A 25,936-nucleotide genomic window follows, 5' to 3' on the forward strand; every position below is an offset into this window, starting at 1 on the left:
ATTCTCGCTTTGAATGGCGACCTCCATCGGTTCAATGGGACTTCGTGGAACCGGGAAACGCTCAACGGCCATGCGCCCGGAGCATTGAGTGGAGCTTCAATCTTCGGGTTCAACGATAATGACTTCTGGATTATTGATGGAAGCATTATGTATCATTGGAATGGCACCGCTGTCATCGAAACTCGTCTTGAAAAAACAGGAGTTTGGAATTACCCACATGACGGAGTAATTCACTCGGCCTGGGGCACCTCCTCAAACGCAATGTTCTTCGTCGGCGATTCGGGCACCATCCTTCACTTCGATGGCACCCACTGGACGAAGATGAGCACGCCGACGAAGGAGAATCTATACGTGATCCGTGGTTCGAGCGATACGGATATTTGGGCTACCGGATATAATCCAAACACTGCTGAGTCAGAAGTGCTGCACTTTGATGGCACAACTTGGACCGAAGATAAGCTTTCCACTTCAGGAACAGCCTATTCCTACGGGATTGGTGATGTCGTTGAGTTCGATAGCGCGGGGCACAAGGTCTTGGCAGCCGCAGGGTCAACTGTTTTCCGTCGCACCGATGATGGCCCGTGGTGGATGGATGGGACAGTGCCAAATGGCGATCATATCGGTATTGGGTTCGCAGCTCAGTCCCCGAACGATCTATTCGTCGCTGGCGGATGGGGAGTTGTAGCGCATTGGAGTGGTAAGAGTTGGAAGCGATACGACCAGTTTTACGAACCAGACAATCCGGTTTACGGTGCGGGCGGAGCATCGTATCGCGGCAATACATTGTGCATCGTCGGCGTCAAGAACGGCACAAGCTGGGTGCTGCTAGGGCAACGGCAATGAGCGGGCATCAGAGCGCCTTGACACATTTTATTAGAATTCATCGAAAAATTGCGATGCCGCGGGTGTCGAACCTTGTTATATAGGGTGAAGGTGTGTCTCTTCTTTCAATGACGAATTACGAATTCCGTATGCTTTCGGCATGTTTGCGAAACGAAAACTGTGGCTATCTAAGAGACACCGCGACCGCTTCATGAAAAACAAACAAAAAGAATAATCATAATTATTGGTGCTGTCTGAGAGACATAGAGTTGACGAGTAAGAATGTTGGAGAGATGCCAAGGGCGTCAGTTGCCGGGGAGAACAGGAGAGCCGACTACTTCCAGCTAAAACGGAAGGTAACGCTGGTGCCGTCGCGGGAGGATTCGATTTGGGAGTCGTTCGAAAGGGCTTTCAGGAGGTAGACTCCCCTGCCACCGGGGCGATGCAGAAAAGCGGTCTGGGTTGGGTCGGGTACAAGTTCAGGCGCGAACCCATTGCCACGATCGCGCACAGTGAAGGCGATCTCGCCATCGCCGACGCGGCACTCGAGCTTAACTTTGTGCGTGCGGCACTCCTGACAGCCGTGCCGGATCGCATTGGTGACACATTCGGAAAGCGCCAGGAGCACGTTGTGCTGAAGGTCCGGTGGTACGCAGGCCTGATCGAGCTGGCGGCGGGTCCAGTCATGGACCTGCTCCAGTTCATCGAGTGTGCCGGGTATCAGGAGGTGCTCCACGTGCGGAGTGATTAATTGGAAACGGTGTATATCATGCCATTTGGCTGTGCTTGATCATCGACAGGTCGTGACTGAGATCCAGAATGCTCGACATTGCCGCGGGCGTAAGATCGGTGTACCTGCCAGCAGAGGAAAACCCATTACTGGCGGCGAGAACGATCAAGCTCCGAATTTTCTCTACGGTCTCGGCGAAGGTTTGTTGCATTCGTCCAAATCCCTCGGATTGCGGCCCAGCTTGCCGCATGACACCGAGGAGCCGATCGGCAAAATCGGCGTGAAACAGCAAATCGAAAGTCTGTCCGGGGTCGCTGGCCAGAACTTCCAGCAGCTCACGGACAACGCCAGGATTTTTCAGGCGGGAGTCCCATTCAGATCGCCACTCCATGGTTTACAAAGAGATAAAGGCTGGATAATCTGGAAAGAACAGGTACGAAGTAGTTTTGCACCGAAAAGACGCACACATATTCCTCTTACCTTGGCTCGTCTTTCAGGGTTATTGGGGCTGCCTGTTTGCATGGTGGGTGCGTTGCACCGTTGCCGTGCTGACAGGCAGCCCATAGCCGTTTACGAGGCCCAACTCAGGCAGCCACTTCCACGGGAGCTTCCTGATGGGTCGTCTCAGCCACATGGGCACCACCATTAATGCTGGCAGCGGCTTCCATGAAGCCGAGAAGTTCATTGTGATAGCGCTCCCAAAGTCGATCGTCCATATCAGGCGCGAGCGGCCGAAGCGTCTCGGCAGTCACGGGTTTCGCGTTGACGATGGCTTCGAGTTGCTTGTTGTTGAAGAGCGCGAACGGCTTGATTCGCTCATCCTTGGCTCGCGCGTTTCGCCATTTGCGGACTGCCTCGAAAAGTGGCTTGTCACCTTCGGCAATCAGCGGGACGTAGTCTTCGCGTGGAGTCTTCTCCCGAGGTTCGCGCATCGGTGGGCGATCGTCGCCGCGCCGCTCTGGGCGGACGTCTCGGCCATGATTGGTCGCGCCACGCGGGGCGTCGCGACGATCGCGATCACCACCAGTGGGGCGGTTCTCGTTCATTCGAATCTCGTAGCCCAGGAATACATTCCAGACACCGCCCTCAGGGCTTTGCTCGTAGGTGGTGCTCCAATGCCGAACGATCTTGCCAGTGAGGAAATCGTTGAGCGTTTGCTCATCGGCGGAGGATTGAATGCGAAAAGTCTTGATCTTTACGTCCATTGTGGTTTGGTAAAAAGTAACGAGAGATGAGTAACGAGTAATCTCCAAGGAAGTGCCCGCCTTCCATGAGGAATGACAAATGACGGATGACAAATAGAATTCGAATCAGGACAAAATGCCGTAGCGATATCGTACTCAATTTGTCATCTCATTCCGAGCCGATGCATGGTGCCCTGTTTAGCTTCGTGCCGACGGAAGACGAAGGTGAGTATGACCCCCGTGAAAAACCCACCCACATGTGCCATGTACGCAATCCCGCCCTGTGCGGTCGCGGCATGATGGTAGGTCGAGGTCCAGCCCGAGAGCAATTGCGTCGCGATCCAAAGCCCCAGGACGAACCATGCGCTCATGGTCATCGTGAATGGAAAAAAGATGAGGACGCGAATGCGGTTGCGGGGATAGAGTATCAAGTACGCCGCCAACACGCCAGCAATTGCGCCAGAAGCGCCAATGTTCGGAACGGTGGAATCCGGTATCGCCAGCGCCTGCGCGAGCATAGCGGCAACCCCGCACAGCATGTAAAAGAGGAAGAACTTGACCTTGCCGAGATTATCCTCGACGTTATCTCCGAAAATATACAGATAGAGCATATTCCCGAAAATATGCGCGAACCCGCCATGCAGGAACATCGAGGAAAACAAATTGAAGATTGGCTGCTGGCCATGAAAGAACGCTGCGGGAATCAGCGAATAGTGGATCAGAAATGCCTCGCCGCGTGAGACTTCGAGCAGAAATACGAGGATGTTGGCGGCGATAAGTAAGAGAGTGACGATCGGGAACGCCATGCGCTCCGGATTATCATCGCCGATGGGAAGGAGCATCTCAGGTAAAGCTGAGGGATGAACGGAAAGAAAGTGGGCATTATAGGATTTGAACCTATGACCTCTCGCGTGTGAGGCGAACGCTCTGAACCAGCTGAGCTAAATGCCCGATTGTGGGGCCACTAACCCTCGGTGCGACAAGTGCGGTTCCGGCTATTCCAGCGGTTCGTTGGGCCATTGGACAGACAAATCTTTCTGATTTATCGCTCATCCTGCCAGCCATTTCCATTCGAAGCGTTGAATTTAGGCCATTGCCAAAAGCGCATTGCTTTCCGTTACCACCATTTCACGAACATCACCATGGTTTTCTGCTCTTAGTCCTACGCATAGCAAATGATCGCCCGAATGACTGAGATGAATATGACTAAGGAGCCAATGACAGATCTCGAAATGACCAAACGACTGAGAACAACTCTTGCAGAATGGACGAAGGCCCGCATCGGCTTGACCGGAGCGCTGCTGCTGATGACCATTGCATTAGTTTCGCCCGTCGGATTAGATTCCTTCGGTTCGAATCCCTCGGCAGCGAATTCGCTCATCACTCGAAGCATGGCTCACGCGGCGGTGCCGGTTTCGCTCCCAGCTGCTCGGGCCGCGGCCCCCATTACGGATGCTTTCGGAATTCGCATTACAACCGAACGAAATTCTCCGGTGGATAACGCGAGCATTTCGAAAAATCCCGAAGTGAACCTGACTCCTGAGCAAGCTTCTGTTGTCAAGGCATTTGGCGCGTATCTCGCCTCGCGCGGCGAGTGGGCCATCGTGACCAGCGGCAAGCGGACCAGCGAGGGGCAGCTTGCGCTGATTAAAGAGCGCATTGCAGAAAAGGGTGCTACTCGAAAATTTCCGCAGCTTGAAGAAGCGAGCGTGCTCGATACGAAAATCTGGCTCAAGGCATGGCATTGGCTCACCGCACGGCGAGTTCCGATCAATGCGCCAGCTCCGGTGCCCGGTGCGAATGTCCGTACGTCCATGCACCTTAAGGGACTTGCGATCGACTTCATTTCGGATGATCTCAGCCACTTGCGTACGCTGCTCGCGAATTTTTCGCGATCGAGCTTCGCCCGCAACGCGGATTTGCAGATCGTCGGCATCGTCCGCGAACCCGGCTGCGTGCATATCAATTTGGGATAGTGCTTCGCTTCCATTGATTCCGTATATTTGCGGCAATGGAGACGACCATTACGCTTGCTGCGAATGCTGCAATTGCTCTATCTTTCATTGTAGCGTTGGTCTTTGGACTTGCGCAAGTCCGTGCCGCGGCACGAGATCGACGTGAACGACTGACGCTCGAAACGATCAGGAATTTCCAGACGAGAGAGTTCGCTGAGCTGCTGCAGTCATTCAGCCGGGGTACGATGTACTCGACTCGCGATGACTTCTACGCGCTCCCGTCCGCCGAACAGGTACTTTTCATCCAGCTCTCTCAGGAAATGGAGTCTCTCGGAATTCTCGTGGCCGAAGGGCTGATCGATCTCGACTTGGTTGATAAGACCTTGGGCTCCTTCGTCTCAACTGCGTGGGAAAAATCTCGTCCTGCGATCCTCGATATGCGCGAGAAGAATCCGGATCCTTATCTTGCCGAATACTTCCAATGGCTGGCCGAGCGCATCGATACCCGGATGCGCGAAAATCCCCGGCCGCCGTACTTCGAGAATCACGCATGATCCCGCTTCGTCTTGCACGGGAAGTAACCTATCAGCTCGAACGAGCTGGCGAGCATGAACGGCTGGCATCTGTGTTCGCGAACATCCCGGTATTTCTCCGCCTCTATCGAAGCGAGGCCCGATCTGACTTGCTGTCGTCAATCCGTACCGTTCACGAGCATGGCACCGATATCGAGGAGCTTTATCGCACGCGTCTCGCCGCACTTAAAGCTCTGAATCCTCGAGCATGGGCAGATGCAGTGCCCGATGTGAGTCTCCTGTTCGATGATCGTGCGAATTGGACCTTCAGTCAGCAATTGACTGTCGAGTTGCTCTCATGGGCAACGGCGCATGGTTCACCCCGCCAGTTGCAAAACGCCCACCTTCGAATGGGGATAACGCATTGGCGGATCGGACAGAACGACGAAGCTCTCGCGGAATATTCGATTTCCCTGGATTTGGCCAGGCAAAACGGTGACAAGGCGGGTGTCTCTGCAACAGAAAGTAATATAGGTATGCTGCTATGGAATCAAGGAGAATATCGCAGGGCGATGGAATGTTTCCGCGAGCAACTCAAAGTCAAGGAAGAGCTGAATGATCGTCTAGGTGTCTCGAGAACATATTCACGGATGGGACATATCCATGTCTTACTCGGTGAGCACGACAAGGCGATCGAGTGCTACAATCAGTCACTCGCAATATCCCGGTCCTGCAACGATCGACTCGAAGAAGCATTTGCGCGAGGGAATATCGGTGCTGCATTGGTCTTTGTTGGCCAATATGACGAGGCGCTGCCGTATCTCGAACGACAATATGAAATAGCTTCGGGACTTGGTGCGCGCGAGACGATGTCCAAGGCGCTCTTCAACGCTGGCACCGTATACTACCGAAAAGGCGATCATGCACGTGCGATGTCTGCATTCGAACAACATTTGAATATGGCACGGGTGATCGGGGATAGGAGAGCGGAGGCCCTTGCACTTGGTAATATCGGGGATATCTATTTCGAAAAAGGTCAGTATGCTCGCGCCGCTCAGTTCTTCCGTGATAAGTTAGCGATCTCTCAACCGCTTGGCGATAAGCGAGGGATTGCGTTAGCACAGGCTGATCTCGGTCGGATCCATCTTCGACTTGGAGAGTATGAAGAAGCATTTGCGCTGCTCCAGGAGGGCGAGAAGGGACACAGAGCAATTGAAAGCCATGAATTGGTCACTGAATGGCTCTGTGAGATTGGTGCCATTTATCTCGAGGTGCTGCATCTTAACGATTGCCCAAACTGGTTGAATCAGCATCTCGCAGACCTCAACGAAACATCAGTAAGTTGGCGCGACGCCGTTCTCCATGCGGCCCGAACAGTTGCAGAAGAGGCGCTTGCAATTGGCAACACCAATTCCAATCCGGCGAAGCGCTTTACTGCAACGCTTATTCTTGCCCGTACTCAGGCCGCTCAGGGCGAGGCAACCTTAGCATTGAATACCCTCGAGACTATGCTGCAGCACGAAGGAGACGACGAGCGTATTGCCAGTCTTCACTATTGGCTTTGGAAGCTCCGTGGCGCTGAAGAGGAAGTCCACCAAATAGCAGCTCTTACGGGCTATGAGGCACTCTATTCTCGCATTCCAAAATTCGAATTGCGAAAGAGGATCGCCGAGTTGAAGGGAGAACCGATTCCGATGAGTGCCGATGAGGTGAACTAGTTGAGCACGAATTTCAGCATGTTCGAAACCGGGCCCGCGCCGGCCGCAACTCGGAGGGACTGTCCCGAAATCGTCGTATCGTATTCGTAACAGCCAAGCGATTTGTACCCCGTAATATCCACCCGTCCAATGACATAGATGGTATCGCCATGGTTGAACCCTTGTCCTAGTAAAATGCTGTCGTCAAGTACGGATCGGAGCTGATCGTAGGGCTTAGGGATGCTTACGTGAGTTGTCGACGACGCGACTGCACTAGAACTCTTGCTAAAGTAGCAAAAAGGAAGCGAGATCTCGGTCACTCCTGATGCCACACCCGTGATCGTTGTCGTATGTGCAGATGCATCGTGCGTTGCGTCGCTCAGTGTGACAGTGCCGGACTGCGAAGGAAATAGGTCTGTGGTATCGGCTGATCCATCGCCAGCCGTGCCGCTTTTCCAGAATGCATAGCCTGCTTTGACATAATCGATTACCTTGTTTCCCGCGGGGATGCTATCGATACGCCACTCACCGAGCGCGTTCGTCGTCGCAGTCAGCGCCGTACCTTCGACGGAAACAGAGACTCCGCTCAGGTCGCTGGCAAGAGAGCGATTATTGTCAAAGAGTCGAACGTGACCTGCCACAATGCCAGACTGTGGAGCGGTGACAGAATGACAGCCACCGAGGATGGACACAACGATAATGAGAGAGACTATACTATCCGTTTTCATAGGATCTTGGGAGAAAGATAGAGTCGGTGATTCAAACACTCCTCTATTGCGAAAGAATTGCCATAAAGAAAAACATTCTGCCCGAATCCTTATTCTCTACGGGCTTGCGGTTGCCGGAATGGTTGAGATCGTCTCCGGAGTGAGCTTCGCAAGCACTTCTTCTATCTCCTTGAGTCGGTCGGGGCCATCCTCGGTCATGCGAAGGCGAACGACGAGTCGCAGGAGTTTGCCCTCGCTCAGCAAGCGGATATTCTGCTGTCCGACAAGCGAAAACCGATCGAGCACAAGTGGGAAAGTATGCTGATAGTAAAAGGCCTCGTCTTGCGGTGGGAGCAGAATGCGAAGCGTGCGAGTCTGCTCTTCAAAGATCACATTGCGCGCGCCGAGCTGCTTTGCGCGCTCGCGCACTCGTGCAACACCGAGCAACGTCATTGCTTCTTCTGGGATGGGACCGAACCGATCGCGCAGTTCGCGTGAAATTTCCTCGAGTTGCGCGTCCGTTGTGGCGGCGGCCATACGTTGATAGAATCCGAACCGCTCGGCATCATCCTCGATGTATGTCTCTGGAATGAGCGCGGTCATGCCGAGTTGAACGCTGACATCGCCCTCGCCTGAAAGCCGCTTCCGGCCAAATGCAGTTTTCGCCTCGCGCGCGAGATCATCCTTGAACAGTTCGCGGAATTCCTCGCGCTTGATCTCCTCCACCGCTTCTTCTACGGTCTTTTGGTAAAGATCGAAACCAATATCGGCGATAAAGCCGGATTGCTCGGCGCCGAGCAGATTGCCGGCGCCTCGAATTTCGAGATCGCGCATCGCAAGCTGGAATCCCGCACCAAGTTCGGAGAATTCTTCCATGGCTTCCAAACGGCGCAAGGCATCCTGCGACAGCTGATTCACCGGAGGCGCGATGAGATAGGCGTAGGCCTGTTCATTCGAGCGGCCGACTCTGCCTCGAAGCTGATAAAGCTCCGCAAGGCCAAAGTTCTGTGCGCGGTTGATGATGATTGTGTTCGCATTCGGCACGTCGAGACCGGATTCCACAATCTTGGTTGCAACCAGAATATCGATCTTCTTTTCGAGAAAATCGCGCATCATCTTTTCAATCGAGCTTGGGGGCAATTGTCCGTGGATGATGCCAACGCGTGCTCGTGGTGCAGCTTCGCGAAGTTTGTTGGCAAAAAAGTCGATATCATGGACTTTATCATGGATAGCATAAATTTGGCCGCCACGCGAAAGCTCGCGCCGTAATGCCTCTGCGATAACATGTTCGTCGTATCCCGCAAGCACTTCCGTCATGATCGGCAGCCGGTTACGAGGCGGCGTTTCCATGATCGAAAGATCGCGCGCGCCGAGCAGGGAGAAATTCAGCGTACGAGGAATCGGCGTGGCTGTAAGCGTGAGTGTATCGACATTTGCGCGAAGCTCGCGCAACTTCTCTTTCGCAGCAACTCCGAAACGGTGCTCTTCATCGATGACCAGCAATCCAAGATCCTTGAATATGACATCCTTGGATAGAATGCGATGCGTGCCGATCAGCACGTCGATCTTGCCCTCGGCGAGATCTTTCAGGATCGCGGTCTGCTCCTTCTTCGAGCGAAACCGCGAAAGCGATGCGCATTTGACTCCAAAGCGATCGAGACGATCCGAGAACGAACGGAAATGCTGCTCGGAGAGAATCGTTGTCGGCACGAGCACAGCCACTTGCTTCTTATCGAGCACGGCCTTCATCGTGGCGCGCAATGCAACCTCGGTCTTGCCATATCCGACATCGCCACAGATCAAGCGGTCCATTGGATGCCGCGACTCCATATCATGCTTTGCTTCCGCGCTGGCTTTGGCCTGATCTGGAGTGTCTTCATACATGAAGGCCGCCTCCATCTCGCGCTGAATGATATCGTCGGGACTGAACGCGAATCCTTCCGCTTGTTTGCGCTTGGCGTAGAGCTGAATTAGATTTCGGGCGATGTCCTTGAGCCGCTTCTTGGTTTTCTCTTTTGTCCGCTGCCACTCGGCACTTCCAAGCTTCGAGAGTTTCGGCTCCGAATCTTTTGTCTCTCCAGCAGAGTACTTCGAGAGGCGGCCGATATAATCGAGATTGACAAAGAGCACATCACTGTCACGATAGACAAGCCGGACGACCTCTTGCTTTTTTCCAACGACCTCGATCGTTTCGAGGCCCATGAACTTGCCGATGCCCTTATCTTCGTGCACCAACAAATCGCCGCGCTTGAGTGCGCGAAGTTCGCGGAGCGAAATGCCTTTTGTGCGAGCGGCTTTTTTGCGCGCGGCAGCGCCACGCTCACGCTTACGACCGAACAACTCGTGCTCGGCATAGACTGCCGCCGGCCCAACCTGGAATCCATGCGAAAGGGATGGCTCGACGTACTGGACGGAGTGGACGGGAGTGGACTCAGTGGATTCTTCCGTATCGAGCAGATCGCGCAGACGTTTTGAGAGGTCCTTCGTCTCGGACATGATGATTGCGCTCGTGCCGCGGGAGGCCAGGTCCGCGAAGTGTTGGCGAATCAGCTTGAGATTCGCATTGTAGCTCAGTTGTGAGCGTCCACCAAAATCGATCGTGCTGACACCTGTTGCCGGAAATGCTTCAATAGAGAGCCGCGCAAATTGTTGGATTGGTCCGAGGGAGTCCTTCGGGGCGCCACTTTCTTCGAGCGCCGACTGAACGCGCGACGGTTCGAAGGTAACGATCACGGTGTTTGCCGCGAGATAATCGAAGATCGTCGCGTCGCGGATCTCTCCGGATTCGGTCAGGGCGTTCGGCACGAGCGTGAGCGTTCCACGCCCTCCTGTCGAGCGCTGGCTGACGGCATCAAATGCGCGCATGCTTTCGATCGTATCACCGAAGAACTCGATACGGATTGGAAGCGTCTCGGTATAAGGGAAGACATCGACAATACCACCGCGAACTGCGAAATCACCAGCAGACTCGACGAATTGCTTGCGCTCAAAGTGGTGCTTCGTGAGCCATGTGACCAGCGTTTCAAAGCCGATGGATTCCATCACGGTCACTGTCATGGATTCTGCTGCGAATGCATCTCGTCGCGGAAGGGGAAAGGCCATCGCTGCGGCATCTGCAATTGTGATGATTGGACCTTTGGCTCGGGCAAGGCGATCGATGGCTTCGAGCAATTGTGCGGTCGCCTCGGCAGTCTGTGTTCGCTTTTGGCGTTCGCGCGCAAGCAACGATGCGTGAGCCCCTTCGCTGAAGAGCGCGAGACGCTCTTCCCCCATGAGTCGCGCGAGATCGTCATAGAGCCGCTCAGCCGTTTCGGCGTCTTCGCTGAGCAGCAGGAATGGACGAGCGAGCGCTTCACACGCGGATGCGACAACAAGCGAGTCGAGCGAAGCCGGGATATTCGTGAGATGCATCTCGGCGCTGGCATCCATGCCCTTCAGGGCACGCCGGAGCGATTCAAAGGCTGGCAACTCTTTGAGGAGCGGAGAAAGCAGGCGATAAAATGGGGTCACGATGCGAGTTCTTTAAAACGGCTGAATGCAGCCACGCGATGAAAGCCAAGCTCCCACCGCGTGCCGCTGGTTTTTGCGTTAAGCCGCCCTTCAACAAAGGCCGTGCGCGCTTGGTGCGGACTTAGTCTAAATACACCAGCGCCCCATCACGCCGCGTACGAAGATCATAGTAAAATACCGTCACGAATACAGGGAAAAATGCTCCGAGAAGCAGAATGAACACCGTAATTTCTCCCGCCAACTGCCAAAGAAAGCCTGGCAAGGACCTCAGTATCCATGGAACAGTAACGACCTGAGCGGTCAGAAATTCCTTACACCACTCAATGACATCGCCAAAGGCGAAACCAGCTATAACACTGACCACGATTGCGGCAAGGAACAGAATTACTCCGAAACCCACTGAGGTACCCAAAATGCGGATCCCATGTCCGAGTGTAAGCCGCCAACTACGGCGCAAGGCTGGTATGGGCCCAATCTCCTCGCTGATAACCGCAGGTACTGTCGCGAAAAGTCGAATGCCAATGTAAATCTCGATAACCGTGATCATACTTCCGAAAAATGCCTGAACGCTATTCGGAAGAACGGCCGTAAGACCAAATAGTACATCGACCAAAAGCCCGGCAACAAAATAAACTAGATACAGTCCAAGCAATATCCACAGATGTCTGGCAATACTTGACCGAAGAGCTTCGGCCACATTCTGTCCACGTTCTTCAAAATACTGACAGGCGAGATCGATCGTGGATGACAGCAATCCGAATGCACCCAGCAAAAGGAGCAGGCCTCCCGCGCCGAGAAGCACCCAAGCGTTCGAGAATTGCGATAGGTTGGATTCAAAATATTCCCGCACCTGATGCAACGAGACTCTCCCCGGCGCGAGGATCGTATCCGGAACACCAAAGATGCGCTCCTCCTGCTCGATCATTGGATTTTGTTTCGCCATCCAAACACGGAAGTCATTCCGAAGCGATGTGACATCCGAATCATTGAGTGCCAGATCACTCCGCGCGCGAACGAGAGCTTGACTGGAGAGTTCACTGGTGCCGTATGTGAAGAGTGAGATACCCGGCAGAATGAGAATCAACAGTAATAGCGCATATCGCGGAAAAATCCGGAATGAGATCGAGAGGGTCTCACCGATGATGTCAACGAGCGAAAGAGGGCGGGATGGAATCACAAATTGAGAATAAAAGTCGAATGATCAAACTATGAGAACAACCTTAGGTATTCAATTCGCGAGAAAAGTCTTCTTCAGTAAGGACCTTCACACCAAGTTCATTGGCCTTCTCGAGTTTCGAACCAGCTTCCACACCCGCGACAACGTAATGGGTCTTCTTGCTGACTGACCCACTAACCTTTCCGCCGCGCAATTCGATCTTCTCTCTGGCTTCATCGCGTGTCATTGTTGCAAGTGTGCCAGTAAGGACAAACGTCTTGCCGGCAAAGAAATCATCCCCCTCACTATTGATGACAGGTCGCAGCTTCTTTTCGCCCTTGAATGGCAGTCCTGCCTGGCGCATGCGGTGCAACAAGTCTTGATTGCGTCGTTCGCGGAAAAAGGCAAATATACTAGCCGCGATTTCAGGACCGATACCCGGTATTTCGTCGATTGCTTCTTCGGACGCTTCCGCAATCGCATCGATCGAGCCAAATTCATCGATCAATAGCTTCGCGACACTCGTACCGACATGCCGAATGCCAAGCCCAAACAAAAATCGGGAGACCGGCCGCTGTTTGCTAGCTTCGATACCGGAAAGAAGATTATCGGCCTTCTTCTCACCCATCCGAGGTAGTTCAATCAGTTCGGCGCGCTTTTGTGGCAGATCGTAAATATCTGCGACAGAATGCAGAAGCCCAGCTTGCGCGAATTGTTCGACAGACTGATCGCCAAGCCCGGCAATATCCATCGCGCCGCGCGAGGCGAAATGGGTGATACGTCCAATGATCTGTGCGGGGCATTCAGGATTTTCGCAGTACCAGTTCACCTCACCCGGCGGTCGGACAAGTTTACTCGCGCATTCGGGACATTCGCGAGGGAAATTAAATGGCACGGAATCGGATGACCGTTGCGTGGCATCGACACCAACGACTTTTGGAATAACCTCCCCCCCACGCTCGATAATGACGGTGTCCGCAATCCGAATATCTTTACGCTCGATTTCATCAGCGTTATGCAGTGTAGCACGGCGAATGGTAATGCCGGTTAAGCCTATCGGCTCCAGTTCAGCAACAGGCGTGATCGTACCCATCCTTCCGACTTGGAGTGTAATGCCAAGCAATCGAGTGCGAGCTTGCTTGGTCTCGAACTTATAGGCAATGGCCCACCGTGGTGACTTCGCGACGAACCCGATCTGATCTTGTTCGGTGAGGGAATTAACTTTGATGACTGCGCCATCGATATCGAATGGCAACTCCTCGCGATGCTCCTGCCAGTGCATCGCGAACTCCATGATCCCTTCCGTGCCTGAGACGACTTGCGTCTCTTTCGAAACTGGAAATCCGAATTCGCGCAGGAGGGCAAGCCGCTTCGCGTGCGTATCCAGATCCGGCAAACGCTCGATAGCCTCATCATCAAAGCGCAATTGGTATGCGCTGAATTCAAGCGGACGCTTTGCGACCTCGCGCGGGTCAAGCGTTTTGAGCGTACCGGCCGTGGAATTGCGTGGATTCGCAAATGGAGGTTCACCTTCCTGCTCGCGATGTTCGTTGAGCCGCCGAAATCCTTCGAGCGGCATGAATATTTCGCCTCGGACCTCGAACGTACCTTTCGCATGACCCAAATCCGGCTGCAATGCCAATGGGATCGATCGAATGGTCCGTACGTTGGCCGTAACATCATCACCAGTAGTGCCATCACCACGCGTTGCACCGCGCACCAATCGACCTTCGGAATAGAGCAAGCTCATCGCAACACCATCGAATTTCAATTCGCACGTGTACCCGGCGACCGGTTCGCGCCCGAGCAGATCTTCGATGCGCTTCGCAAATGCCTTTACCTCGTCGGTGCTATATGTGTTGGCCAGTGAAAGCATTGGGACATGGTGCTGAGCAGGACGAAACAGCTTCATTGGCTCGCCACCGACGCGCTGCGTTGGACTATCTGGAGTAATAAGCTCCGGGAATTTCGTTTCGAGATCGCGCAATTCTTCCATCATGCGATCGTATTCTCGATCGCTGATGCGCGGACGCGCTTCAACAAAATAGAGCCGATCGTGCTCCCGAATTTCATTGCGGAGCTCGTCAAGCCTTCGATCTGCCTGTGCCTGTGTCATGTCGTGTGGTTCGGCTCGGGTGTCAGGGGCATGGTAAGCTGAACCCGAGTCCCCTTGCCCGGTTCGCTCTCGAGAAGGAGCGTACCTCCAGCCAGTTGCGCCCGTTCACGCATGCCCATCAATCCCAGAGATGGAGAATCCGTTTTCTCGTTTGCGTCGAATCCAACGCCGTTGTCTTGTACCAGAAGGACCAGCGAGCCATCCGCGTGATACAACCGAACAGAAGCAGTGGTGGCATTTGCATGTCGGGCGATATTGGTCAGGGTCTCCTGGAAGATCCGAAAGATTGCGATGGAGCGGGGACGATCGAGAGAAACCTCCTCAATGTTAAGCGTCGTCCTGACTTGCGATCGGTCTTCAAACTGACGAGCCTGCCACTCGATGGCAGCAGCAAGGCCGAGATCATCCAGAAGGCTTGGTCGCAATTCGGCCGAAATTCTCTGGACCGAATGAATGGTCGAGTTCACAAGTGAAAGCATCGAGTCCATTCGATGCTGCACGCTCGGCCGCCCATCTTCTGTCGAATTTGCCGATCCGGTTCCTAACTGGCTGGCAGGGAGGCTGTTGCGCAAAAGTGCCACGTCCATCTTGATCGCCGTGAGCGATTGTCCAAGTTCATCATGGACTTCACGAGAGATGCGAAGGCGCTCGTCTTCCTGGACTTCCTGAATATGGGCGGAAAGCTCCCGCAACTGCCGGCGAGATGCTTCGAGCGCGACGATCGTGCTGCCAAGCTCTGATTCCGCTTTCGCACGAGAAAGGTCAGTCTGCTCGAGACGAACCGAGGTGGTGGCTACGACAATTGCCAATAAGAGAATGCTGGAAATGGCAAATAACGCGATTCCGAAGGGCAGATCATACCATTTCCACAGCTCGGCGCTAACCAACCCGAAAAACCCGAGCAGCGGAGGAATCACAATGACCGGCCCGTAGAGCCTCCGCGTCATGACGCCAGCTGCGCTGCGCGTCACAAGCAGCCGCATCATCCCCTTTTCCGGATGGATGAACAGAATACCGCAAAAGAGGAGGAAGTAGGACATGGATCCCGGCAACGACAAGGCACTATAATCAGCAACCCCATAGAGCGACTCAATCGTGTAAGCATGCCCAATCAATGCAAGCGCACTGATAAGTGCTGCGGCCAAGCAGGATGCCTGACCAATTCGGGTGGCTAGGGTACTATCTCGGGTTGTCAGCCAGAGCCCAATGCAGAGGAACCACATGCATAGTGCACCGTTCGGCGAAATCTTGCTATTGTTTTCAGCCGGATCGAGAAATCGAATATACTCCGCAAATGGAAGCTCACCTGGCGTAAGATATTCGATCAGAATAATACTATAAATAACAAGAATGATTGCCCACAAAATCGGAAGTAACCGAACGGCCCTCGTTTGATAGAGCAGCAACGCTGAAAGATCGAGTGTTACAAAAAAAATGACACTGGATAAGTGAGCCAGCGTAAATGATGGAAGTTCCAGCCAAGGAACATGAAGCGGTGATATCCAATTTGCCGGGATTGTCAGTACAATCATCAGCGCCAACAAGGCGCAAATCTGGCCGAAACGGCAGGCCCTCGATACGAGCCTGGAATCAGGCTCGTTGAGTGCGAGAAGTTCAGCAATGGCATCGTATGACATGCGGCTCACACCTATGGACCAGGCGGGACAGGTTCAACGGAGTGGAGTTCAGTGGTCGGTCCTTTGCTCCGTTTGCTCTTGGGTTGCTTCGACTTCGGAGTCGCCGACGGAAGATTCGAGGGGGAATTCTTAGCCTGCGATGGCTTTAGCTGGGGCTTGGTGCCATTCTTAACCGGAACGGGCCGCACCGGCTGTATACTGGGTGTCTTTACTGTCCTCGCGGTTGGCTTGGCCTTCGATGGAGCTTTCCCCGGTACGCTCTTTGGTACTATTGGCGCGGCTGGAGCAGCAACAATTGGAGCCGCAGGAGTAGGCACACTCGTCAGAGACTTCCAGTTCAATTCTCGTCCCCCGAGACTGACGTGGTTTCGCATCAACACCAAGCCGCGTATTACGACGCTTGAATTTTGAATAGTTGGCAGGTTCGAGAGCCGTTGACCGTCGAGCTGCATCTCAACAGATTTCTGATTGCCGATGTCCAGCAGGATTTTCTCGGCTGCACGAAACGTGCGAGTCTCTCCCGCACGAAGCTGGCCCCGATATGCCGGCACGCCATCTGGTGCAATCGAAACCCAGACTGGCTGCGTCGCCCGAAGGATGAAGTGGATCGAGTCCTTAATAGGCACGGTCGGCGAAGTCGTGGCTGCCGTGTTTGAACTTGCTGTACGTTTCTTGCCCGGCGAAGGGGTTGGGGTTTCAACGGGCGCGGGAATATACTCTCCTTTGACGGCAGTGCTCGCACCTTCGGTCCGATACATGCGAATCGCAAAGAATATCGCGGTACCAAAGAGCAATGCCAATAACGCAATCACACCATAAGTCGCACGTTTGGAAATTGTTCGAACCGGACGTACTCGTGGTGACGATACTGATGCTGCTTCCTCGATGGGAATCTCCGAAGCTTTCTGTTCAATCGGAAGGGGTGGCAAGCCGTGCCGTTCACGCCGAACATTCTCGGCCTCATCCCAGAGGCTTTTGGAAGTCAAGACTTCAATGGCCTCCTTCCCACCAGTCTCGACCATTTGAACGACACTTTCCGTCGTCTTAGTGACTGATTTGACGGCCGACCGGACTGCGGTGTTCGCCATCCGTGCTGTTTCGCGCGCAACATCGGAGATGGGCGCCGATCGTTCGCCGGCTAAATGGCTCACCACCTTTGGATCCTTCGGGGAGGCAGGTGGTGCTCCCGGCAATAAGGCAAACTCATTTGGCACAGCCACTCCGACAGCGCGAGCGAACTCCCGAACAAACGCCTTGACATAGGGACCCTGCGGTATTCGGGTCAAATCGCCAGATTCAATCGCCTCCAAATGGCGCCGGTGAATTTTGGTCGTCGCGGCAATATCATCGAGCGAACGGCCACGCGCGATGCGTGCCCGTCTCAATTCCTCACCCAATGCTTGAAACCGTTCGTCAGTGACCATGCATTACCTCAAGCATGAACGCACAGGGCGCGAGCGTTGGTTCAAATTCGATGAAAGAATGAACAAAGCTAAAGACTACTTGGAGAGTCTCTGCATGCGTTGGAGTTGCTGCGGTTCGTTTTGGACGACCCAATCGTCTACCGAAAGCAATTCAAAAGCCATGGCATAATGGGGACCAGCCAGCTCACCCTTGCCCAGTGAATAGAGTGCCTCCGCAAGCTCCTGGCGAATGTAACCGTCGTCTTTGCCCTCTGTTAGAAGACGATCCAGGATGGGTTGCATCAATGTTTGGGATTCTTGCATCCGTCCAGCGAGCCGCGCGGCCTTTGCACGATCTTTCACTGTGTACATATCCGGCGAACCCGTACGCTCGGCTTGCAACGCGGCAAGTCGCGAGAAATAATCATAGGCTGAATCATATTCTCCAAGCGAGAGGTATGTCTCGCCAACATTATTGTACAGTGCAAAGAGCCATCCCCGCTCGTTTGTCGCTTCGGCAAGCGCGATCGCTTTCAAATTCCATTCGAGCTGGATCGCTGGCTCAACCTCCGCGATCGCAATCATGTGGACTGCATCGACAGCATAACGGCTCTCATTCAGCGCAGAAGCGACATCGTATGCTTGATGAAAGAGTGGCAGAGCGCTCTCGCGCTGATTGGATGAGTTATACGCTCGGCCACGTTCAAGGAGGTACCGGGCACGAGCAAGTCGTAGATCGTGCTTAGAAATCAGTTGCTCGGCTGCGTCTAGCGTGGCATGGCCCATCTCGAATTTGCCCTGGAGTCCTTCGCAACGGGCGATCTGTGTCAGCAATTGGGCGAGATACTCCGCATCATGCGACAACTCAGCGGCTGGCAGGAGCTCACGAAAGCGCCGCTCCGTCTCGCCGGGATCTCCATAATTCCAAAGAGTATCGAAGTTTGGTAGGGTGGATTTTGACTGACTCATCATGGGTTCGATCTGGCTTAGTCAATACATAAGTCTTATCAGAAGGCCAGAATTCCCAAACGGTCTCTGGAAACCTGCCCGTGTCAACGCACGTAGCACCGGACACAATACACGAATGGAATTCAATGGAAAAGCATTATTGCCCGATGTGAGCTGGCGCAAGCTGAAGCATGCACCACAAAATTTGCTCAGCGGAACATTCCGCTCGCTCCGCCATCCGAATTATCGTCTTTTCTTTTTCGGTCAACTCATTTCGCTGATCGGCACGTGGCTGCAAAATACCGCGCTGGCCTGGCTCGTCTATTCGCTGACGAAGAACGCCATGACGCTCGGTATTGTCAGCTTTTTGGGTTCGATCCCAGTACTCTTTTTCTCTGTGCTGGCCGGCACCTTCGCCGATGAGCACCCCAAACGCAGAATCCTCGTCTGGACCCAAGCTGCGGCTGGGGTGCAGGCCATCTTGCTTGCCGTAGCGATTTGGACCGGCAATGCCACGGTTGTGGTAATTGGCATCGCGAATTTCCTGCTTGGGATCGTCAACGCATTCGATATGCCAACGCGCCAGGCATTTGTCGTGGAAATGGCTAGCAAGGAAGACGTGACAAATGCCGTGGCCCTCAATTCGGCAGTCTTCAATGCTGCGCGCCTGATTGGCCCAGCATTCGCCGGATATATTATCTACGCGCTCTCGATCGACATGTGCTTCTTCCTGAATGGGATCTCGTATATTGCGGTGATACTAGGGCTCATGATGATGCGCTTCGATCGCCTAGAGATCCGGAAACGAGCTCTAAATGTCACGCGCTGGAGCGCTATGAAAGAAGGTATTGCATACTTGAACCGAATTCCCCAATTGCGCGCGCTGATGTTCCTCGTCATGGGAATGACTCTCTTCGGATGGAGCTATACGGTGAATTTGCCAGTCGTGGCCGACCACCTGCTTCGTGGTGGATCCTCGGTCTATAGTGCACTGCTTGCTGCGAATGGTGCTGGTGCATTGTTGGCAGCGCTTTCGCAAGCGGCATTTGGCAGTAGATTCGATGCTCGCCGCATGCTCTTTGTTGGACTCGGAGCATTTATCGTCGGACTTGTCACACTATCGTTCGCGCTTTCCATCTGGATGGCTGTCGTCGCTCTCGTCTGTATTGGTTGGGGCATCATCACCTTTTTCATAACGGCAAATACGACTCTTCAGCGCCGGACACCCGATCATCTTCGGGGTCGTGTCATGAGCATCTACACGCTGGCATTTGCGGGGCTGTTCCCGTTCGGGAGTCTATTTGCCGGTTGGCTTGCCCAGTTTTTAGGCGTTGCGGACGCCTTCCGGATCAATGCGGCGGTGCTGCTCTGTTTTGCGGTTCCGGCCATGCTCTACCTGCGGAACGTCCCTCGGCTACGTACGTTACCACGCGAAGCCCTGGAAGCCCTGCTTGCCGGGGAACAACAGGTAATCCAAGCGGAACAGATTTCGAAAGGATGAGATTAGACACATTGCGGTTTGCACGCACTGTGTAATGAGTTCGCCTGTTTTAAACGTAGCTCCTTCATTCGCTACTAGCCCCAGGCTGCGATGATTGCATTTATTCTTCTCAAAGGCAAGGACTTCGTAATCCCAGACGGCATTTCAGTCGGGATCATCGGCATGTTCTTTGGCCTGATTATGGGCCTCTTTTATTACCAGCACTACCTCAAGCCATGGTTCTGGGCGATATCGCTTGTAGCCGGTGCACTCTTCACATCATTTTTTCACTGGGTTTTTCTTCGGCGGCCTTCCAGCGACGATTCGACTTCATTGGTCCTTACTATTGCCTCATTCATTGTGCCCTTCGCTCTAACACTGGCCTTGAATCAGACGCTCTACGTACTGAAGGTCCGAAAACGCAAGCAACGCTCGGGACGAAAGCGCCATTCGAGTTTTTTCGACACGGTCAATGCCGCTGACGCGCTTAAACGAGAAAGGGATGTTACATCACTATGAAATTACTCCGTCTGCTTTTCCTATTATCCCCAGTTGTGGCTGGTTGTCTGACCAATCCTCCAATCACACAAGAGTATATGACTGTAAGTCCGCGCTCCGTTGTGTTTGCCAAGGGTGATTCTGGTTCGACGATATCGATTACGCATTCCTGCACATGTCCATTTACCTGGACTTCAAAGATTACTCCGAGCTCTGCTTCGGCGTGGCTCCAATTCCCGCCGGATACGACCGGTGACCATTCCAACATTCAGATTTCTGTGCTGCCATCCCACATGTCGGCCGATACGAATCGTGCTACAATCACGATCACCTCGAACAGCTATGGGATGGATTCTATTGAGGTCGTAGCCTACGGGCCGAGATCTTAAGGCCACCCGATATATCGATAGAGAACGGCTTTAGAATCGATCGCGAACTCCTGCTTCAGGGCTGACTTTTCCGGTTTTGTCTGAGGATCGCCAAACCAGGCAAGATATTTGGCCGATGAGAAATCATCCATCGGCATCAGTGTACCGCTCAAATCGAGTACACGTCGCTCCGAGAAGAATCCCATTGCCCCCGGCGCGTTGGTCGCGATAATATCATTCGGCTGAGTCATACTGGCAATCACACGCGCCATCTTGACTTCCGTCGTATTGGCCAACTGGACATCATGCCCGAACTTGTGCGCGACGTGCGGTAATAGTGCCATATTTGCTGCCAGCGCTATCAACAGCACTCCACGCAACACTCTGATCGTGGGTTCCGACAATTGCGCGGCACCCATATCTTCATCACGATGAAACGTCATTTTCATTCTATCTGCTTCGAGCACAATGTGACCCAACTCTGGTTTGCCAAGCCGAATGCCGGCATGGCGCAGGGCAATCATATAGAACAAGCCGGTCAGAAGTAACAGAAGGACGAACTCGAGAGCATTCCACGCTTCATAACCAAGACCCAGAGTCAGCCCCAATGCCAAGACCGCAATTGCCATGACCGAAAGGATCTGCTTTGTCGTAACTGAACGAAACAACTCCCGACGAACCAGTGCCACAAGCGAAAGAATACCAGCAAGTTGATAGAGCGGAAGCACAAAGGCAGTTGCCGATTCGTGACTAGTGCCCGACGCACTCGTCCCAAACAGCAAAGCCCTTATGTACGGGAAGATTACCAGAACCAATGCCACGAGCGAAAGAAGTGAATCGACCGCATCGCGGCGAATGAGCGGACGCCTCCAACGCGAGATGAACGCTAGCAGGATCGTAATGATCCAGAGAGGATTCTCGGGAAGATACACGTCGCGAATCATTACCAAAATACCAACAACACTCAAGAAGATCTGCGAGGCCGATCTCTGAAACTCACCACTTCCTATTAGGGAGATCGCCGAGGATGTTGTGATTCCCGTGAGAAATGATGGCGGTAGAAATGTCCCTCCAATAGCGAAGTTCGTTATTCCAATTGGCGCGATCGTGAGCACAAATACACTCAGCATAATACCCGCATTCTTCCATGGACGCGGGGAAGTGAAGAGCGCATTGATCAAGACTGTGATAAAGATAATGGCGGACTCTGGTCGAGTAAGTGCTGCAAGCGCAAAGATCCCTCCAGCGATCGCGCCATGCGTCCAATGATGTTTCTCGTGTTCTCGGCTTCCGGCAACCAGCCACCATATAGCACCAAGGATAAGTGCCGAGGCCAGGCAGGTCTCCAATCCCGAGAGTTCCGCCCAGGCCATTGCGGGGGCTGTCATGATGAGAGTACCGCCGAGCAGAGCGGCAGCATGCTCAATCCCAATGGCCTTCAGGGCGCGAAAACTATAATAGCCGGCCAAGAAAAGAAATACCGCGCCTAGTAATTTTCCGGCAATGAGCGGATCGTGGAACAGTCCAAGTCCGAACGAGAGAAATACGATCCAAAACGGCGCGGACGGACTTGCGGTCCGATCGCCGGAATTGAACTCGAAATCGATGTGATGGAAAAAATTGCGAGCATAGACTTGATCCGTCCATGCCTGATCCTTTGGGAACCCCAAATCACCCGCGATCAGAAGTTCATGACCAAGAAACAAGACTGCAATCGCCGAAGCTAGCAGAACGAAGATGGTGGAGGGTGAGAGTCTCTGCCACCATGGCTCTTCTGGATACGGCATGGTCCCAAGAATTGCCAACGGGTCGCGGTAACTCAGCGAACCAAGCGCGCCAGTATCACTGGCATGCACGCTGACCGTCCCTGACTCGTGGACTCTCGGCTTCAAGTCATCATGCGCTTCGTCCCAAACGCTTTGCATCGAAATGCTAACCGCGCGCGCTTATCAGTTGTTCGGCAAGAGCATCTCTTCCGTGATTCGGCTTAGCTTTCGAGAACGGCAGCCTCAACCGATGCGGGAGCATGTGCCGTTGCCTTACGGCCAAACCGTGCGCGGAATCGGTCTCTCCAACCGCTGAACAGTTCATAAATGGTGGGAATCACAACGAGTGTGAGAATCGTGGAAGTAATTACTCCGCCAATGACTGCCCGGCCGAGCGGCGCGCGGAAATCGGCACCCTCACCAGCCCCGATTGCGACTGGTAGCATGCCCGCAATGAGAGCAAGCGTGGTCATCAGAATCGGACGCAAGCGGATCCGTCCAGCCTCTATGAGCGCCTCCCGAAGCGGCATACCCTTTTCATGCTGCCATTTTGCGAAGTCAATGAGGAGGATAGCATTTTTTGCCACCACGCCCATTAACATCATCACGCCGATCATCGACATGATATTGAGCGAGTCGCCCGTGGCCAGTAACATCAGTACGACGCCGATCAGCGAAAGCGGCAACGAGATGAGAATAGCCAACGGATCGAGGAACGAGCCGAATTGCACGACAAGGATTAAGTACATGAGAAGAATCGCCAGGCCAAGCGCTGCGCCCATCGAACCCGCCAGTTCATCCTGATTCTTGGCTTGCGCACCGTTAGAAATTTGAATCCCTGCTGGCAATTGAAGCTTCGCGATGCCGTTCTGAAGGTCAGTTCGAATTTCACCAAGCGAACGGCCGGAAGTATTGGCCTCCACATTGATCACCCGGTCCTGATCGAGATGATCGATCTCGGCAGGTCCCACGCCCTCCTTAATATCTGCAATTTGACCGAGTGGCAGGACGGCCGAACCTTGTTGCGTCCCGACGGCTGGCACGATCCCTGGCGTGGCTGTTCCACCGGCACCAGCGCCTCCGACGACAATTGGTACTTTCAGAAGATCCGATACATTCGCACGCGATGAGGCTGCGAGCCGCACCGTGACGTCGCGGGTCTTGCCGTTGGGGTCGACCCAATCACCCGTCTTAAGCCCGGCGAATGCGGGCATGAGTGATTGGGCGGTCTGCCCAACCGATAGTCCCATTGTGCCAATCAATCCACGTCGGAGATTAACTTCAACCTCTGGCTTCTGGCCCTTTGTCGAAAGACCCACATCGACCGCGCCTTTCGTGTGATGAAAGACATCTTCAATCATTTCTGCGGCTTGCTCCATACTGGCATCGCTCGTGCCGCGAATCTGATATTGGATTTCCTTTTGGGTCGCCCCCCACGGGTTCGTGAAGATGTTGCATTTTACGCCTCCGATCGCTGTAATCTGTTGCCGGAGATTTGCAGCAAACGCATCGGCCGAGATATGTCTATCGCTCTTGGGCACCAGCTTGATATAGATGCTCGCCTGCGTAACGTCCCCTGCGCTGGATGATCCGCCGAAGGCATTGGCCGTATTTCCGATCGTTGTGTAAACGTACGGGACTTCCTTGTGGGCACGTATAAGACTAGTCAGCGCATCGCATTTCGACCGCGTATAGTCAAGGGATGAACCGGGCGGCGTTTCAACCGAGAGCGTCAGCTCCGAACGATCGCTGCTGGGCGCGAAGCCGGAGCCTCCAAACTTCGCCTGCAAAAAGATTGCGCCGAAGAATACGACAACGACGAGTCCGACCATCGACCATCGATGATCGAGCGCCCAGGCGACAACATTGCGGTACTTATCGGCCTGACGGTTAAACCAATTATTGAATCGGTCGAGTAATCGCGCCAACCAGTTGCGGCGTTCATGTGCTTCCGTTTGAGGATCGGGCCAGTATGCCGAAAGCATTGGATCCAGCGAGAAGCTCACGAACAGCGAGACCATTACGGCGCATGCAATCGTCAGAGCAAAGGGTTTGAACCACTGCCCCGAAATGCCGCTCATAAATCCCACGGGCGCAAAGACTGCTACGATCGAAAATGTCGTGGCGGTCACTGCGAGTCCGATCTCATTTGTGCCAGTGTGCGATGCTGTGAAATGATCCTCTCCCATTTCTACGTGTCGTACAATATTTTCTCGAACGACGATCGCATCATCGATCAGGATTCCGATGGCAAGTGAAAGTCCCATCAGCGACATGACGTTCAGAGTAAAGCCTGCCGCCATAACTGCGATGAACGCGGCCAGCACCGAAACGGGCAACGCAATACCGGTTATGACCGTGGATCGCCACGAATTAAGGAAGAGAAATACGACTAACACCGTCAGAAATGCGCCTTCGAAGAGTGTCTCCTTCACGTTGTTGACCGATCGCGTGACACGCTCGCCCGCATCTTTGATGACTTCAAGCGACGTCCCGGGTGGAAGAGTCTTCTTGATATCATCAATCGCAGCCTTGACGTTGTTCGAGACGGTTGCTGTGCTCGCACCTTTGGATTTGGTGATATCTAAACCCACTGCTTCAACACCATTGAAGAGTGCCAGTGAACGGGCTTCCTTCGCGGTATCGCGGACGTCGGCAACGTCTCCAAGGCGCACCACCTGGCCGTTGCGGGTTGCGATAGGCACTAGCTTAAACTGCTCGGGATCTTCGATACGGCCTTGCAGCCGAATCGATTGCTCGACCTGCGGATTTTCGAGAGCGCCCACGGGCGCTGCGAGATTCTGCGTTTGGAGCGCCTGGACGACTTGCGCCACGCTCACGCCATTAGCTTCGAGATCCGCGGGCCGCACGTTCACCGAGATCTCACGATTGACCGCCCCACTAACAGTAACTTGCGCGACACCATTGATCGCGCGAATTTCTTTCGTGATACCAGGATCGGCCATCGATGTCAGATCCGCCGGCGACATTCCAGGAGAGCGAAGGATCAGCGAAACGATCGGCAAATCATCCGGATCGTACTTCTTCAGGATCGGCGGCTTCATCTCCAGCGGCAGATCGTTTTGGATGCCACTGATCGCATCTCGAACGTCCTGCATCGCCTGATCCGGATTCTTGCTGAAGACGAACTGGCAGGTGATCATGGCAAAGCCGTCCATCGACTTCGAGTTCATCACGTCCATTCCGCTGATCGAACCGAATACCTGCTCCATACGGACGACGACTTCACGCTCGACCTGCTCGGGAGAGGCACCGGGGTACGGGACCATCACCATTACGAACGGCGCAGATACGTCGGGAAATTCGTCGATCTGTAGACTCCTGAGCGCGAAAATGCCAAAGATGACGAGCGCCAACATCGTCGTGATCGTGACAACGGGGCGCTTGATAGCAAAATCTGAAATAAACATGCGACGTGCTAAAGTG

The 25,936-nt window shown here is 53.8% G+C and carries 20 protein-coding genes and 1 tRNA gene; 8 read left to right on the forward strand and 13 right to left on the reverse strand.

All coding sequences use genetic code 11. The features are described 5' to 3' along the window. Both Q8902_10785 and Q8902_10790 read left to right on the forward strand, forming a co-directional pair. On the forward strand, positions 1–843 hold an 843-nt coding region (locus Q8902_10785; GenBank protein MDP4200041.1), incomplete at its 5' end, for a hypothetical protein. A gap of 367 nt (positions 844–1,210) precedes the next feature. After that, on the forward strand, positions 1,211–1,573 hold the full coding sequence (locus tag Q8902_10790) for a hypothetical protein (GenBank protein MDP4200042.1): 363 nt from the start codon (positions 1,211–1,213) through the stop codon (positions 1,571–1,573). 16 nt (positions 1,574–1,589) lie between these two features. Here the strand turns inward: Q8902_10790 and Q8902_10795 are convergent, their stop codons facing one another. The 4 genes from Q8902_10795 to Q8902_10810 all read right to left on the reverse strand — a co-directional run bounded on the left by Q8902_10795 (position 1,590) and on the right by Q8902_10810 (position 3,687). Next, positions 1,590–1,943: a hypothetical protein gene (locus Q8902_10795; GenBank protein MDP4200043.1), complete on the reverse strand. Its 354-nt coding sequence runs from the start codon at positions 1,941–1,943 to the stop codon at positions 1,590–1,592. A 193-nt stretch (positions 1,944–2,136) separates the two neighbouring features. Further along, positions 2,137–2,757 carry an HRDC domain-containing protein gene (locus Q8902_10800; protein MDP4200044.1) on the reverse strand — a complete coding sequence of 207 codons (621 nt, stop codon included), beginning with the start codon at positions 2,755–2,757 and terminating at the stop codon, positions 2,137–2,139. Between the two features lie 143 nt (positions 2,758–2,900). Beyond that, entirely contained in the window at positions 2,901–3,578 is a 678-nt protein-coding gene (locus Q8902_10805; GenBank protein ID MDP4200045.1) for a rhomboid family intramembrane serine protease, read from the reverse strand. 34 nt (positions 3,579–3,612) lie between these two features. After that, a tRNA-Val gene (locus tag Q8902_10810) sits at positions 3,613–3,687 on the reverse strand. Positions 3,688–3,953: 266 nt separating this feature from the next. On the opposite strand from Q8902_10810, the gene Q8902_10815 reads away from it, so the two are divergent. Genes Q8902_10815 through Q8902_10825 form a run of 3 tightly spaced genes read left to right on the forward strand, consistent with a single transcriptional unit; the run spans position 3,954 to position 6,921 of the window. Next, positions 3,954–4,712 (forward strand): hypothetical protein, encoded by a 759-nt coding sequence (locus tag Q8902_10815; GenBank protein ID MDP4200046.1) that lies wholly within the window; start codon positions 3,954–3,956, stop codon positions 4,710–4,712. A gap of 35 nt (positions 4,713–4,747) precedes the next feature. Continuing rightward, positions 4,748–5,245: a hypothetical protein gene (locus Q8902_10820; protein ID MDP4200047.1), complete on the forward strand. Its 498-nt coding sequence runs from the start codon at positions 4,748–4,750 to the stop codon at positions 5,243–5,245. Next, the gene (locus tag Q8902_10825; GenBank protein ID MDP4200048.1) at positions 5,242–6,921 is read left to right on the forward strand and encodes a tetratricopeptide repeat protein; all 1,680 of its coding nucleotides are present in this window, start codon (positions 5,242–5,244) and stop codon (positions 6,919–6,921) included. The genes Q8902_10820 and Q8902_10825 overlap by 4 nt, the downstream gene beginning before the upstream one ends. Here the strand turns inward: Q8902_10825 and Q8902_10830 are convergent. The 7 genes from Q8902_10830 to Q8902_10860 all read right to left on the reverse strand — a co-directional run bounded on the left by Q8902_10830 (position 6,918) and on the right by Q8902_10860 (position 18,401). Then, positions 6,918–7,628 carry a hypothetical protein gene (locus tag Q8902_10830; GenBank protein ID MDP4200049.1) on the reverse strand — a complete coding sequence of 237 codons (711 nt, stop codon included), beginning with the start codon at positions 7,626–7,628 and terminating at the stop codon, positions 6,918–6,920. The two genes, Q8902_10825 and Q8902_10830, sit on opposite strands and share 4 nt — an antisense overlap. 96 nt (positions 7,629–7,724) lie before the next feature. Beyond that, positions 7,725–11,117 (reverse strand): transcription-repair coupling factor, encoded by a 3,393-nt coding sequence (gene mfd, locus Q8902_10835; protein ID MDP4200050.1) that lies wholly within the window; start codon positions 11,115–11,117, stop codon positions 7,725–7,727. Positions 11,118–11,238: 121 nt separating this feature from the next. Next, a complete protein-coding gene (locus Q8902_10840) occupies positions 11,239–12,294 on the reverse strand; it encodes a hypothetical protein (GenBank protein ID MDP4200051.1) in 1,056 nt (351 codons plus the stop codon). Between the two features lie 43 nt (positions 12,295–12,337). After that, a complete protein-coding gene (ligA, locus tag Q8902_10845; GenBank protein MDP4200052.1) occupies positions 12,338–14,389 on the reverse strand; it encodes an NAD-dependent DNA ligase LigA in 2,052 nt (683 codons plus the stop codon). Beyond that, on the reverse strand, positions 14,386–16,026 hold the full coding sequence (locus tag Q8902_10850; protein ID MDP4200053.1) for a sensor histidine kinase: 1,641 nt from the start codon (positions 16,024–16,026) through the stop codon (positions 14,386–14,388). The genes ligA and Q8902_10850 overlap by 4 nt, the downstream gene beginning before the upstream one ends. Positions 16,027–16,037: 11 nt before the next feature. After that, positions 16,038–17,450, reverse strand: coding sequence for a DUF4115 domain-containing protein (locus tag Q8902_10855; protein ID MDP4200054.1), 1,413 nt, complete (start codon positions 17,448–17,450; stop codon positions 16,038–16,040). Between the two features lie 75 nt (positions 17,451–17,525). Further along, positions 17,526–18,401, reverse strand: coding sequence for a hypothetical protein (locus tag Q8902_10860; protein ID MDP4200055.1), 876 nt, complete (start codon positions 18,399–18,401; stop codon positions 17,526–17,528). Positions 18,402–18,513: 112 nt separating this feature from the next. Here Q8902_10860 and Q8902_10865 point away from each other — a divergent pair, with 112 nt between their 5' ends. The 3 genes from Q8902_10865 (at position 18,514) to Q8902_10875 (ending at position 20,744) form a co-directional block, all read left to right on the forward strand. Then, on the forward strand, positions 18,514–19,878 hold the full coding sequence (locus tag Q8902_10865; protein MDP4200056.1) for an MFS transporter: 1,365 nt from the start codon (positions 18,514–18,516) through the stop codon (positions 19,876–19,878). A gap of 90 nt (positions 19,879–19,968) precedes the next feature. Further along, positions 19,969–20,376, forward strand: coding sequence for a hypothetical protein (locus tag Q8902_10870; GenBank protein ID MDP4200057.1), 408 nt, complete (start codon positions 19,969–19,971; stop codon positions 20,374–20,376). Continuing rightward, positions 20,373–20,744, forward strand: coding sequence for a hypothetical protein (locus Q8902_10875; protein MDP4200058.1), 372 nt, complete (start codon positions 20,373–20,375; stop codon positions 20,742–20,744). Before Q8902_10870 ends, Q8902_10875 begins: the two co-directional genes overlap by 4 nt. Here the strand turns inward: Q8902_10875 and Q8902_10880 are convergent. Together Q8902_10880 and Q8902_10885 are read right to left on the reverse strand one after the other, a co-directional pair. Next, positions 20,741–22,648, reverse strand: a complete 1,908-nt coding sequence (locus Q8902_10880) for a glycosyltransferase family 39 protein (GenBank protein MDP4200059.1) — start codon at positions 22,646–22,648, stop codon at positions 20,741–20,743. The genes Q8902_10875 and Q8902_10880 overlap by 4 nt on opposite strands. Before the next feature lie 62 nt (positions 22,649–22,710). Beyond that, complete coding sequence (locus Q8902_10885) at positions 22,711–25,920, reverse strand: efflux RND transporter permease subunit (protein MDP4200060.1); 3,210 nt, start codon at positions 25,918–25,920, stop codon at positions 22,711–22,713. Between the last annotated feature and the right edge of the window lie 16 nt (positions 25,921–25,936).

This window comes from Bacteroidota bacterium (genome assembly GCA_030706745.1).
Taxonomy (GTDB): domain Bacteria; phylum Bacteroidota; class Ignavibacteria; order Palsa-1295; family Palsa-1295; genus PALSA-1295.

What these genes read in the sequence shown, in the direction of transcription:
- Q8902_10795 (MDP4200043.1), bottom strand. Translation starts at nt 1,943, where the DNA reads ATGGAGTGGCGATCTGAATGGGACTCCCGCCTGAAAAATCCTGGCGTT.
- Q8902_10800 (MDP4200044.1), bottom strand. Translation starts at nt 2,757, where the DNA reads ATGGACGTAAAGATCAAGACTTTTCGCATTCAATCCTCCGCCGATGAG.
- Q8902_10805 (MDP4200045.1), bottom strand. Translation starts at nt 3,578, where the DNA reads ATGCTCCTTCCCATCGGCGATGATAATCCGGAGCGCATGGCGTTCCCG.
- Q8902_10815 (MDP4200046.1), top strand. Translation starts at nt 3,954, where the DNA reads ATGACAGATCTCGAAATGACCAAACGACTGAGAACAACTCTTGCAGAA.
- Q8902_10820 (MDP4200047.1), top strand. Translation starts at nt 4,748, where the DNA reads ATGGAGACGACCATTACGCTTGCTGCGAATGCTGCAATTGCTCTATCT.
- Q8902_10825 (MDP4200048.1), top strand. Translation starts at nt 5,242, where the DNA reads ATGATCCCGCTTCGTCTTGCACGGGAAGTAACCTATCAGCTCGAACGA.
- Q8902_10830 (MDP4200049.1), bottom strand. Translation starts at nt 7,628, where the DNA reads ATGAAAACGGATAGTATAGTCTCTCTCATTATCGTTGTGTCCATCCTC.
- ligA (MDP4200052.1), bottom strand. Translation starts at nt 14,389, where the DNA reads ATGACACAGGCACAGGCAGATCGAAGGCTTGACGAGCTCCGCAATGAA.
- Q8902_10850 (MDP4200053.1), bottom strand. Translation starts at nt 16,026, where the DNA reads ATGTCATACGATGCCATTGCTGAACTTCTCGCACTCAACGAGCCTGAT.
- Q8902_10855 (MDP4200054.1), bottom strand. Translation starts at nt 17,450, where the DNA reads ATGGTCACTGACGAACGGTTTCAAGCATTGGGTGAGGAATTGAGACGG.
- Q8902_10860 (MDP4200055.1), bottom strand. Translation starts at nt 18,401, where the DNA reads ATGATGAGTCAGTCAAAATCCACCCTACCAAACTTCGATACTCTTTGG.
- Q8902_10865 (MDP4200056.1), top strand. Translation starts at nt 18,514, where the DNA reads ATGGAATTCAATGGAAAAGCATTATTGCCCGATGTGAGCTGGCGCAAG.
- Q8902_10870 (MDP4200057.1), top strand. Translation starts at nt 19,969, where the DNA reads ATGATTGCATTTATTCTTCTCAAAGGCAAGGACTTCGTAATCCCAGAC.
- Q8902_10875 (MDP4200058.1), top strand. Translation starts at nt 20,373, where the DNA reads ATGAAATTACTCCGTCTGCTTTTCCTATTATCCCCAGTTGTGGCTGGT.
- Q8902_10880 (MDP4200059.1), bottom strand. Translation starts at nt 22,648, where the DNA reads ATGCAAAGCGTTTGGGACGAAGCGCATGATGACTTGAAGCCGAGAGTC.
- Q8902_10885 (MDP4200060.1), bottom strand. Translation starts at nt 25,920, where the DNA reads ATGTTTATTTCAGATTTTGCTATCAAGCGCCCCGTTGTCACGATCACG.